Origin of the sequence: Clostridium sp. OM02-18AC (assembly GCF_003481825.1) — a bacterium.
Taxonomy (GTDB): Bacteria; Bacillota; Clostridia; order Lachnospirales; family Lachnospiraceae; genus Brotaphodocola.
This window is the reverse complement of sequence record NZ_QULW01000004.1, coordinates 47,912-60,080: the sequence shown is the minus strand read 5'-3', so window position 1 is coordinate 60,080 and position 12,169 is coordinate 47,912. Positions and strand designations below refer to the sequence as shown.

Genomic DNA, 12,169 nt, shown 5'->3' with positions numbered 1-12,169 from the left:
TGCGCGTGGAAACAAAAAATATTATTTACAAGCTTCGTACCCAGAAAGGAATGTCGCAGGACGAGTTGGCCGGAAAAATTATGGTAACAAGGCAGGCGGTATCGCGCTGGGAAAACGGGGAAACCATTCCGAATACGGAAACCTTAAAACTTTTGTCCAGGGAATTCGATGTGTCGATCAATACCCTTTTGGGGGAACCAAGAGAGCTGATCTGCCAGTGCTGCGGGATGCCGCTTTACGACGATTCTGTCATCGGCCGGGACCAGGACGGCGATCTAAATGAGGATTACTGCAAATGGTGTTATGCCGATGGAACCTATATCTACCATAATATGGATGACCTGATCAATGTCTGCGTGAAACATATGGTAAGTGAGAATTTTACAGAGGAGCAGGCACGGGCTTATATGAAAGAACTGCTTCCGACGCTGGATTACTGGAAACGATATGAGAAACTCAGTGATCACGGACAGTTTGAGGAATTTAAGAAACAGCTGGTGAAGGAAATCAACGACCTGCACATAGAAGGATTGCCGAAAGTCGAAACATTATATGCACTTGTCGGGAAGGATATCAATCTTGCGTATCCGCTTCCAAATGGCAACGCAGTTCCATTTCTGGATGACCAGAAGATGTATCTCGGAAACCAACTGGAATGTGAATTTGGCGGGGAACGATGTTTTGGAGTTCTTGCAGGAATGGATTTTCTGCTGATAGCTACTTACGAAAAAGACGGAATAAATCCAGAACTGGTATTATACAAAAAGAGATGATCTCATGCTTTTCAGGCATAAAGAGGTGTAGAAACGAAGTATTTGATATATCCTGTATCCCTGTTTATAATGTATGTGCAGAAAAAGATGAAAAAATTCAGGCTGCCAGTGAACAGGAAATGGAAGAAACCATTCACTATGCACTGGAGCGTGGAATCAATTATTTTGATATGGCACCCGCTGAGGCAAAGCCTTTTGTGGCCTCTGGACGGGCGCTCAAAGGCAACCGGGATAAGGCATATTTCCAGATCCATTTTGGAGCCAATTATGAAACCGGTACCTATGGCTGGACAACAAACATGGATACCATCAAGCGGTCTGTGGACTGGCAGCTTCTGGATGCGAAAACATCTCCCTTCGGTCAGGCGCTTATGGAGTATCAGTGCCTGCAATATGCCCTGGATAAGACTGGGGTGCTGACAGTTCTGCCAGGGATTCGTGGAAAAGCAGATTTAGACTGGATTCTTGGTTTTCTGGAAGCAGCTCCGGAAGAAAAGGACTATTCCGTCATTGGCAGTTTTACACCCCGGGAGGCAAGCCCATGTGGATCAGGTTTCCAGAATGGAGACGATCGCATCCTATTTTGCGAACAATTGAGGCTTGGAGAAAAATCATTTTTTTCACAAAATAAACATATTTTGCTTGTAATATAAATCACAAGTTGAGCAGCAGAATGCGTAAGTCCGAACTTATCGCGCATTTTTGCTGCTCAATTTTTTATTGGCAGTGAATCAGAGCCTATGCTTACATGAGATTTTGATTCACTGCTGGGACAACAAGTAAAATAACAGAATCGAGGAGAAAATTATGAGACGTAATTTAGCAGCAAAACTTTTACCAGTGCTTATGGTCTCTGCCCTGATGGCAGGATGCGGTTCAAGTCAGACGACCGCAGCAGAAACAACGACGGTATCCGAAAGTGATACACAAACAGCTGCATCAGAGGAACATGCAGCACCGGATGCCGGTGAAAACGGACAGAAGGGTGACCGGGGACAGAAAGGTGACAGGGGACCGCAGGGACAGAATGAAAATGGTGAGAATCATACGGGTGGTGCACGTGTTGGTGACCGGGGTGGTATGAATCAGAAGGTGGTCTTTACAGACGCCCAACAGGAATTGATCGATGCGACGAAAGGAAAATTCGAGCAGGATTCTTATCAGGATGATGAAAATGGTGTATCCTTGGATTATGCCTTATACGTTCCGGCAAAGATCTGGGCACAGCCGGTTGCGGATGTGCTTTCGCTTGTGCTGGCTGCGGTTCTGTATTTCAGGAAGATTGGAAGTATGGTGCGTTCCCGAATAGAAATTTGCCCGACAAAAAATCCTGTATGACAGGAGATTTGATTTTTGGAAGAAAATTACTGCGCTGTTCTCATAATCATGGTAAAATCAGAAGAGAATTGTAATTGAGGGGAATAAAACAATTACAACGAATCAAACATGGAGAGGGAACAGGGTATGACAGATTTTCAAACGATTCTTATGGGAATGGAAATAGCGGGAATTATCGCGTTTTCCATATCAGGCGCCATGATCGCGATCGACGCAGGCGTCGATGTATTTGGGGTGATGTTACTGGGGCTGATCACCGCACTTGGGGGAGGAACTTTGAGGGACACGCTTCTTGGTATGGTGCCATCCGGAAACTTTTACAATTACCCGGAAATCGTATTGTCGGTCATGACAACCCTTGCGGTATTCTGGATCGCATATACGCACAAGAGCTATTATGACAGTCATGCGGAGCTGCTTGACCGTCTGAACAATGTGGTGGATTCCATCGGTTTAGGTATTTTTTCTGTTTACGGGGTTCAGGCAACTCTGCAGTCCGGGTGTCCGCGCAATTTCTTTCTGGCGATTTTCATGGGAATGATCACCGGGGTCGGCGGCGGAATCATCCGGGATATGATGGTGCAGCGGATGCCCATGGTCATTTCCAAGCACATCTATGCGGTGGCATCGCTTGTGGGAAGTGCCTGCTATTTCTTTTGCGTACTCCATGGGATGCAGCAGAGCGCGGCGGCGCTGCTTGGAGCCGGACTGGTGTTTGGAATCCGTATGCTGGCAACAAAGCTGAAGCTTAATTTGCCGCGGATCCGGTAGAGCGGCTAATAGAGAATAAAAAACAGAAGTTACATTTTCAAATTCGAAAAAAAGAAAATGTGGCTTCTGTTTTTTGTTGAATTGCATATCGAGAAGGTATCAGTGGAGTGTCTGTTGATCATTGAGTGTGTGATTTATATTAAATACGTCCGCAAAAATGTAGACTAAAAATAAGCAACGTCCGTAAAAATGTTAAATTAAGCGAAATAACATCCGAAAAAATGTTCTGTTATATGGATTAACATCCGAAAAAATGTTATTATAGAATAAATCAGAGTGGAAAGTATATGTTGTATATGAGGAGGTTTCTATGGAAAGAGAGTTATTTGCCCGGCTGGAACGGTGGATGAAGAAACGAAATCGAAAACCATTAATCATACAAGGCGCAAGACAGGTTGGAAAAACATGGATCATGAAAGAATTTGGTGCCAGATTCTATGAAAATACAGTCTATATCAATTTTGATAATAACAAAGCAATGAAAGATGTATTTGAATTAGATTTTGACTTAAAACGGATTCTGTCAGCGATTAAAATTGAATATGGAAAAAGCTTTCAGGCAGAAAATACGTTGCTTATTTTTGATGAGATTCAAGAAGCACCGAAGGCATTGGCATCTTTAAAATATTTCTATGAGAATGCACCGCAGTATTCTATTATTGCTGCAGGCTCCCTGCTTGGCGTTGCATTGCATCAGGGAACATCATTTCCGGTTGGAAAAGTGGATTTTTTGAAATTGTCCCCTATGAATTTCAGAGAATTCCTTTTGGCTATTGGAGAAAACGGATTATATGAAACACTAAAGGCACAGGATTATGAATTAATAAATGCCTATGCCGGAAAATATATGGATTTGCTGAAAAAGTATTATTTTGTGGGTGGAATGCCAGAGGTTGTTCAGACTTATATTGATACAGATGACTTGTATGAAGTGCGTGAAATACAGGAGAATCTTCTGACATATTATGAAGAAGACTTTAGCAAACATGCACCAAAAGAAGTGGTTCCGCGGATTATGATGGTTTGGAATTCTATTCCATCCCAACTGGCGAAAGAAAACCGAAAGTTCATGTATGGAGCATTACGGGAAGGAGCAAGAGCAAAAGATTTTGAACTTGCAATTCAGTGGTTGGAAGATGCTGGCTTAATCTTAAAAAGCTACAGAGTATCCAAACCGGATATTCCGCTCATCGCTTACATGGAAATGAATAGTTTTAAAATGTTTATGTTCGATGTAGGTCTTTTGGCTGCGAAAGCAGGTTTATCTGCCAGATTGCTGCTGGAAGGAAGCAGGATTTTTGAAGAGTTTAAGAGGGCACTCACAGAACAGTATGTTGCGCAGGAATTCCACGCATCCGGATATCCACTTTATTATTTTGCTACAGAACGTTCAACCGGCGAGATTGATTTTATTTTGCAGGGAGATCTTGATTGTATCCCAATCGAGATAAAAGCAGAACAGAACCTTCGGGCAAAAAGTTTAAAAGCATTTTGCGATAAGTATCACCCCACCACAGCAATCAGAAGCAGTATGGCTAATTATAAGAAAGAAGACTGGCTGATCAATGTGCCGCTTTATATGCTTGCAGAGTATTTGGACAATGTTTTGTGCGGAAAATGAATGACCCGAAAAAATGTGGAAAATAGATAGAATTAGGGACGAAAAAGTGTAAAGAACGGGCGAAAACAGGCCCGAAAAAATGTATGTATTACGGATATAAAACTTTATACAGGAGAACATTTCATGACGACTCATTTACCCGATTCCCAACCGGAATCACAGCCAAACTGGAAACACGGCACCCCGACCGCTATTCAGGTGCGCGGCGCACGGGTGCATAATTTAAAAAATGTTGATGTAGATATTCCTTTACACAAAATCGTGGGGATTGCCGGAGTGTCCGGCTCGGGAAAATCCTCCCTGGCGTTGGGCGTTTTATATGCGGAGGGCTCTAGGCGTTATCTGGAGGCACTTTCGACTTATACCAGACGCCGTATGACACAGGCAGAAAAGGCGCAGGTGGATGATCTGCGTTATGTTCCGGCGGCTCTGGCGCTGCATCAGCGGCCGGGCGTGCCGGGCATGCGCAGCACGTTCGGCACATCGACGGAACTGCTCAATGTGGTTCGTCTGATGTTTTCGCGTCTGTCCAGCCACGTTTGTCCGAATGGACACCGGCTGGAACCGACCATGAATGTAGCTGCCGGACTGGAACTGGTCTGCCCGGAGTGTGGGGAGCATTTCTATCCGCCATCCGCAGAAGAACTGTCCTTTAACAGCACCGGTGCGTGTCCGGCCTGTGACGGAACCGGCATTGTCCGGGTGGTGGATGAATCGACCCTGGTCCCGGATGATTCGCTTTCCATCGAGGAGGGCGCAGTGCTGCCGTGGCAGACCCTGATGTGGTCGCTGATGAAGGATATCGCGCGGGATATAGGCGTGCGGACGGATGTGCCGTTTCGTGACCTGACGGAGCAGGAAAAAGAAATCGTGTTCCATGGACCGGCGAAGAAGGTCCATATGCTGTATCAGAATTCCAAGACCGGTGCGGCGGGAGAGATGGATTTTACTTATTTTAATGCTGTTTATACGGTGGAAAACGCTTTGGCGAAGGTGACCGATGAAAAAGGAATGAAGCGGGTCGAGAAGTTTTTACGGCAGGATGTCTGTCATGCCTGCGGTGGTTCCCGGCTTTCCGAGCGGGCGAGGGCACCGCGCATCGAAGGCATCACGCTGGCAGATACCTGCCGTATGACGCTGACAGATCTTTCAAAATGGGTGGACAGCATTCCGGCGACACTTCCCAAAGAGATGGTTTCCATGGCAGAAAGCATTTGCGATTCCTTCCGCGGAATGGCGGTACGCCTGTTGGAACTGGGGTTGGGGTATCTGACTCTGGACCGGGAAGCATCGACGCTTTCGACCGGAGAGCGGCAGCGGGTACAGCTGGCACGGTCGGTGCGTAACCGTACAACCGGAGTCCTCTATGTGCTGGACGAGCCGTCTATTGGTCTGCATCCGTCTAATATCGAAGGACTGCGTGGTGTGATGCGCGATCTGATCGAAGATGGAAATTCGATTGTTCTGGTTGATCACGATACCCAGATCTTAAAAGATGCGGACTGGCTCATTGAGATGGGACCGGAAGCCGGAGAGAAGGGCGGAAACGTCATTTCCCAGGGAACGATCACGGATGTGGCGGCAGACCCCAATTCCAGGATCGGCGGCTTTTTGTCTGGTGCCAGATCGATGCTGGTGCGCGAAAAAGCAGAATCGGAAAGTATGTTTGAACTGGGAAGTATAGAGATGACGACAGACCAGATCCACACGGTAAAGCCACTGACCGTGAAGATTCCGAAAGGGCGGCTGACGGCAGTAACCGGTGTGTCCGGTTCTGGAAAAACGACGTTGATCCTGGAAAGTCTGATTCCGGGTCTGCAGGCGCAGGTGCGTGGAGAGGCACTTCCGACGCATGTAAAAGCCGTGTCGGCTCCGGGCATCAGCCAGGTGAAGCTGATCGATGCGACCCCGATCGGTATCAACATTCGTTCTACCGTGGCAACCTATGCTGGAATCCACGATGAACTGCGCAAGATTTATGCGAAAACGCTGGATGCAAAGAAAGGAACATACAAGGCAGGGGACTTTTCCTACAATACAGGAAAGCTGCGCTGCCCGACCTGCGATGGAACCGGTTCGATCAGCCTGGATATCCAGTTTCTGCCGGATGTGGAGGTTGTCTGCCCGGACTGCGGCGGCTCCCGCTACAGCAAGGAAGCTTCCCTGGTGCATCGTGTCCGGGAAGATGGTACATCCAGCACGCTGCCGGAACTCATGAGCATGAGCGTGGACAAGGCACTTCCTGTATGCGATGACTTAAAGCTGGTGTCCAGACGGCTGCAGACTCTTTCGGATCTTGGACTTGGCTACCTGACCCTTGGCGAGGCAACCCCGAGTCTTTCCGGCGGTGAGGCACAGCGTTTAAAACTGGCGAGTGAGATGGGGAAAGGCCAGTCAGACACGGTCTTTGTCTTCGATGAGCCGACCATCGGCCTGCATCCGCTGGATGTACAGACGCTTCTTGTGGTATTTCAGCGTCTGATTGACAGCGGTGCGACCGTCATTGTCATAGAACATGACCTGGATCTGATCCGTAATGCCGACTATGTCGTCGATATGGGACCAGGCGGCGGAGAAGAAGGCGGTCAGATCGTGGTGTGCGGCACACCGGAGAAAGTGAAGGCGTGTGCGGAAAGTGTAACGGGAAAATATTTGTAGTAAGTAGGGAGTTTCCGGACTGAAAATCCCGTATGATACAGTCGTGGGAGCAGCTTACTTTTTCGTTCAAAAGAAAATCCCACGCAACCGCCGCCAGCCCTGTAACACCAAGTGCGAGCGCATCATCATCGGTATTGAATTTTGCGTGATGCTGCGCATAATTGGTCCCTTTGATTTCTTCATCTTCCAGAATCAGCTGGGCACCGGATTTTGGACAGTCTTCGCTGAAAATCAGCTCTTCGCAGGGCTGGAAGAGCAGGCGTACATTTCCGGGAATCTGATCTTTGAGCTGGAACAAAAGCTTTGCGGCACCAAGCAGCATGGCGATGTGGGCATCGTGCCCGCAGGCATGCATGACATTTGGATTTTTCGAAGCATAGGAGACTCCGGTTTCTTCACAGACAGGGAGCGCATCGATATCGGCACGCAGGAGAATACAGCGGCCGATGCTGCCAGGATGTAAGTCGGCGATGACGCCCGTGTCTGGAGCCATGGGAATGCCGATCCGTTCACGCTGCTCCATAACAGCGGCTACGGTGGTGCAGCTTCCGGCCTCTGCGATATATTTTTCTTTCCGGGCCATAAAACTCACGGCCCTTCCAATCGATTCTTCGGAAACGGAGATGAGATTATCTGCATAATCTTTCAGCATCTGGTAGCTGAGTGCCCCGACCCCACCGATGAGGGCATCACAGACCGAGCTTTCACAGGGATAATCTTTATAAAATACCCCGTCTTCATAGGATTTGATCATGGCAGGACAGGCTTCTGTCTGCACTCCGATGATCCGGATATCCGGTTTGATCGTTTTTGCGGCGACCGCGATTCCGGTGATGAGGGCACCGCCCCCGATCGGCACGACCATGGTGTCGATGTCCGGATTTTGTTTCAGGATTTCGATGCCGATGGTTCCCTGACCGCCGTAAATCTTCGGGTCATCGTAGTAGGCATCAATGTAGGTCATGCCGTGGACGTTGATGTAGTCCATGCCGAGGGCATGGGCTTCGTCATAATTGTTCCCCATGAGAAGCACCTCTGCACCGAAGTAACGGATCTTGTCCAGCTTGCTTTCCGGCGTTGTCCTGGGAACAATGATCTTTGCGTTTGGAATCCCAAGAAGCGATGCGGCATAGCTGACAGAGCTTCCGTGGTTCCCGGAAGAGATGGTCGCAATACCGCGGGACAATTCCTCCGGTGTCAGGGTCAGAAGCTTATTATAAAGTAATGATCTGTTTAAGTCCAGAATAACAAAACAGGCATAAGACCTCACCCCTCTGCCCGCTGGCAACCCTGACGGAGTGAAGTCCTATGCCTGTAACCCGGCACCCGGGGGTGCTGGAAGCATTCTGTATGAAAGTTAATATTTTTATAGCATGAATGGGCTGACTTGTCAATTGCGTGTGTTACTGTTCACATAAGTAAGCCTCGGGAATACTTGCATTTCACTGTTATTGGCAGTATAATACATTTGCTGCGCCGGTTCTGGGAGGAATGCGCATTTCGCGTATCGCCAGTGTCTAGGCTCACCTTTTCGAATATCCCGTAGAACACTCGGCGGCCGGAGCAGACTTGAAAAGATAATATGGTGGAATAAGCAGGGGCGTATAAGCTGCCAACCGGCAGCTTATACGCCCTATTAGAATTACAACAGCTTTTTTATGGCATCTACCAGATAAAAAATCCATGCCAGCACTGCATATCACCCCGACTTTCTGATACTATAGTATGTGCGAAAAACAGGTAAAAAAACGCGATACCTTGTGCGTGACAGAATGCAACGGGACTGCTATAATTAAGAAAAACGCGTTACAGATCGCGGGTATTTCCAGACCCATGAAAAGTCTGGAAAATCAGAATGCAGGAAAGGACGGTGAGGTGTATGAAGCCGAAGATCAGCATTGGAATACAGGATTTTGCTGTGCTGCGGGAACAGAATTGTTTTCTGGTAGATAAGACCGAGTTTATCAAATCCTGGTGGGAGTCGAACGATGTGGTAACGCTGATCACACGTCCGCGGCGTTTTGGAAAAACCCTGAATATGAGCATGCTGAACTGTTTCTTTTCGCTGCAGTATCAAAACCGGGGCGACTTGTTTGAGGGACTTTCTGTCTGGAAAGATCCGGCTTATCAGAAAATCCAGGGAAGTTATCCGGTTATTTATCTGAGCTTTGCAGATGTTAAACAGAATTGCTATGCGGACACTGTGCAGAAAATCCGCCATATCATAGGAGATACTTACCGGCAGCACCGCTACCTTCTGGAACAGAATTGCTTTACGGAAATGGAGAAACAGCAGTTTACCAAAATCATGAACTGCGACATGGATGAGGTGACAGCACAGGACGCTTTAAAAAATCTAACGTATTATCTGCATCATTACTGGAAAAAACGTGTGATCATTTTGCTGGATGAATATGATACACCCATGCAGGAAGCGTATGTTTATGGATACTGGGATGCATTTACCGGGTTTATCCGTGGTTTGTTCAATTCAGCATTTAAAACGAATCCGTATCTGGAACGTGCTGTTATGAGCGGAATCACCAGAGTATCCAAGGAATCCGTATTTTCCGATCTGAATAATCTGAAGGTTGTCACCATTACTTCAGACGAATATGCAGACTGCTTTGGTTTCACGGAAACAGAAGTATTTGATGCACTGGATCTGGCCGGTCTTGCAGATAAAAAAGAAGAAGTGAAACAATGGTACGATGGGTTCACGTTTGGAAGCAGGAAGGATATTTATAATCCATGGTCGATCACCAATTATCTGGACACGGCAAAGCTTCAGCCGTTCTGGGCATCTACCAGTTCGAATGATCTGGTCAGCAAACTGATCCAGACTGGTTCTGCGGAAATCAAGGAAAAAATGGAAGAGCTTTTGCAAGGCGGTCAGATTACCGTTACATTTGATGAGCAGATCGTGTTTGACCAGCTTGGGAAAAATGAAAGTGCGATCTGGAGTCTGATGCTGGCCAGCGGCTATTTAAAAGCAGAGAATGTGGAATACCGTGGATTGCTGCGAGAACCATGGTATCATCTGAGTATTACAAATCTTGAGACATCCAGCATGTTTTCCAATATGTTCAAGGGCTGGTTCGGAGTTACACAGACCAGTTATAACCGGTTTGTGAAAGCATTGCTTCAGGGCGATCTGGATGCCATGAATTATTATATGAATGAAGTGGCGCTTGCGACATTCAGCTATTTCGATACTGGAAAAGATTCAGACAGTGAGCCGGAGCGATTTTACCATGGTTTTGTTCTGGGACTCCTTGCAGATCAGGCAGAGCGTTATGATATCCGCTCGAACCGGGAAAGTGGGTTTGGACGTTACGATGTGATGATGATTCCAAAAGAAAAGCAGCGAATGGATGGACCGGCTGTGATTCTGGAATTTAAAGTCCACAATCCGCGAAAGGAAGCATCCCTGGAAGAAACGGTGCAGGCAGCATTGCAGCAGATCGAAGAAAAACAGTATGATGCAGAATTATTGGCGCAGGGAATCCGAAAAGAACAGATCCGGCATTATGGATTTGCGTTTGAAGGGAAACAGGTACTGATTGGATGATGGTCAGTACCTGTTTTTGCGGTGGTGCATCTGAATATAGCGGAAAGACATAGGAATAAAAATATAGGGTATCGGAGAGAAAGATGATTACAGATTTGACGAAAGAACATCCGGACCGGACTTTGTGGCGCTTTTTGCTGCCAATGATGTTCAGCGTGATGTTTCAGCAATTTTATAATATTGCGGATAGTATGATCGCGGGAAGGTTCGCCGGGGAAGCTGCTCTGGCGGCAGTTGGGGCATCGTATCCGATTACGGTAATCTATATGGCATTTGCGGTAGGAATGAATTTAGGCGCATCGGTTGTGATCTCGAGGTTATTCGGCGCTGGAGATAAGGCGGGGCTGAAGCGGGCTGTGTCTACAGCGTTTCTTTCGGTTTTGATCCTGGGAGTGACACTGAGTGTGTTTGGATATTTTGGCAGCAGCGCTATGATGCGGTGGATTCACACACCGCAGGATATTATGGCTGATGGCGTTCTGTATCTGAAAATCTATGTGTATGGACTGGTTTTTCTTCTGTTTTATAATGTGTGTACCGGGATTTTTACAGCGCTTGGAGATTCCAGAACACCGTTGTATTTTTTGATGGGATCCTCTGTTGGGAATATTTTTCTGGATTATTTGTTTGTAGCCCGGTTTGGCTGGGGTGTTTCCGGTGTAGCCTGGGCTACGTTTCTGGCCCAGGGTTTATCTGCCGTGCTGGCTTTTGTAACGTTGTGGCAGCGGCTTCTGGAATTTACAAAAGAAGAAGGACGGCAGCCACTGTTTGACAGAATTCTGTTCTGGCAGATCATTGTCATTGCCGTGCCCAGCATTCTGCAGCAGAGCGTTTTGAGCGTGGGAAATTTGTTTGTGCAGGAAATTGTCAATGGGTATGGATCCTCTGTAGTGGCGGGATATTCTGGCGCGATCAAGTTAAATACATTTGCGATTAACACCTTTATGACGCTTGGATCCTGTCTTTCCAGCTACACCGCCCAGAATCTGGGTGCCGGAAAACCAGCCCGGATTCCACTTGGCTTCCGGACAGGAGTGAAACTTTCAGAACTTGCGGCGCTTCCGTTTGTCGTGTTGTATTTTGTGTTTAGCCGCAGGATGATGGGACTGTTTTTGACGGCAGAAAGCGAAGCGGCGATCCGCGCTGGAATGGCATTTTTGAGAATTGTCTCGCCGTTATATTTTATGATTTCAATCAAGCTGATGACGGACGGAATCATCCGCGGATCCGGTGCCATGGCATATTTCGTGGCAGCCACCGTGCCGGATTTGATCCTGCGCATTGGATTTGCACTGCTTCTGACTCCGAAATTTGGAAGCACCGGAATCTGGATGGCGTGGCCATTTGGATGGTTTGCTGCAACGGCACTGACGATCTTGTTTTATCAGAGAGTTATAAAGGAACATATTGCAGATTAAGGAAACAGGTACTGATCGG

Annotated in this window: 8 protein-coding genes and 1 pseudogene; 8 read left to right on the top strand and 1 reads right to left on the bottom strand. The window is 47.3% G+C overall.

The annotated features are described in order from the left end of the window. Positions 1-5: 5 nt before the first annotated feature. From DXB18_RS04155 to DXB18_RS16500, 6 genes are all read left to right on the top strand, one after another. Positions 6-773, top strand: a complete 768-nt coding sequence (locus DXB18_RS04155) for a zinc ribbon domain-containing protein (RefSeq protein WP_118706156.1) — start codon at positions 6-8, stop codon at positions 771-773. Between the two features lie 119 nt (positions 774-892). Then, on the top strand, positions 893-1,426 hold the full coding sequence (locus DXB18_RS04150; protein ID WP_147355219.1) for a hypothetical protein: 534 nt from the start codon (positions 893-895) through the stop codon (positions 1,424-1,426). Between the two features lie 154 nt (positions 1,427-1,580). After that, a complete protein-coding gene (locus DXB18_RS04145; protein ID WP_118706152.1) occupies positions 1,581-2,111 on the top strand; it encodes a hypothetical protein in 531 nt (176 codons plus the stop codon). Positions 2,112-2,237: 126 nt separating this feature from the next. Further along, positions 2,238-2,882, top strand: coding sequence for a trimeric intracellular cation channel family protein (locus tag DXB18_RS04140; protein WP_182430466.1), 645 nt, complete (start codon positions 2,238-2,240; stop codon positions 2,880-2,882). Positions 2,883-3,192: 310 nt separating this feature from the next. Beyond that, on the top strand, positions 3,193-4,503 hold the full coding sequence (locus DXB18_RS04135) for an ATP-binding protein (RefSeq protein ID WP_118542012.1): 1,311 nt from the start codon (positions 3,193-3,195) through the stop codon (positions 4,501-4,503). Positions 4,504-4,626: 123 nt separating this feature from the next. Next, the gene (locus tag DXB18_RS16500; protein ID WP_182430465.1) at positions 4,627-7,161 is read left to right on the top strand and encodes an excinuclease ABC subunit UvrA; all 2,535 of its coding nucleotides are present in this window, start codon (positions 4,627-4,629) and stop codon (positions 7,159-7,161) included. A gap of 187 nt (positions 7,162-7,348) precedes the next feature. Here DXB18_RS16500 and DXB18_RS16315 read toward each other — a convergent pair. Continuing rightward, positions 7,349-8,431 (bottom strand): annotated as a pseudogene (locus DXB18_RS16315) (pyridoxal-phosphate dependent enzyme); the annotation flags it as partial. Between the two features lie 609 nt (positions 8,432-9,040). On the opposite strand from DXB18_RS16315, the gene DXB18_RS04120 reads away from it, so the two are divergent. Together DXB18_RS04120 and DXB18_RS04115 are read left to right on the top strand one after the other, a co-directional pair. Further along, entirely contained in the window at positions 9,041-10,732 is a 1,692-nt protein-coding gene (locus tag DXB18_RS04120; protein WP_118706148.1) for an AAA family ATPase, read from the top strand. Between the two features lie 83 nt (positions 10,733-10,815). Continuing rightward, positions 10,816-12,150 (top strand): MATE family efflux transporter, encoded by a 1,335-nt coding sequence (locus tag DXB18_RS04115; RefSeq protein WP_118706146.1) that lies wholly within the window; start codon positions 10,816-10,818, stop codon positions 12,148-12,150. Positions 12,151-12,169: the final 19 nt, after the last annotated feature.

Bases quoted from the DNA above. Each gene is read 5' to 3' on its own strand.
- DXB18_RS04150 (WP_147355219.1), top strand. From the start codon at position 893: ATGGAAGAAACCATTCACTATGCACTGGAGCGTGGAATCAATTATTTT.
- DXB18_RS04145 (WP_118706152.1), top strand. From the start codon at position 1,581: ATGAGACGTAATTTAGCAGCAAAACTTTTACCAGTGCTTATGGTCTCT.
- DXB18_RS04140 (WP_182430466.1), top strand. From the start codon at position 2,238: ATGACAGATTTTCAAACGATTCTTATGGGAATGGAAATAGCGGGAATT.
- DXB18_RS04135 (WP_118542012.1), top strand. From the start codon at position 3,193: ATGGAAAGAGAGTTATTTGCCCGGCTGGAACGGTGGATGAAGAAACGA.
- DXB18_RS16500 (WP_182430465.1), top strand. From the start codon at position 4,627: ATGACGACTCATTTACCCGATTCCCAACCGGAATCACAGCCAAACTGG.
- DXB18_RS04120 (WP_118706148.1), top strand. From the start codon at position 9,041: ATGAAGCCGAAGATCAGCATTGGAATACAGGATTTTGCTGTGCTGCGG.
- DXB18_RS04115 (WP_118706146.1), top strand. From the start codon at position 10,816: ATGATTACAGATTTGACGAAAGAACATCCGGACCGGACTTTGTGGCGC.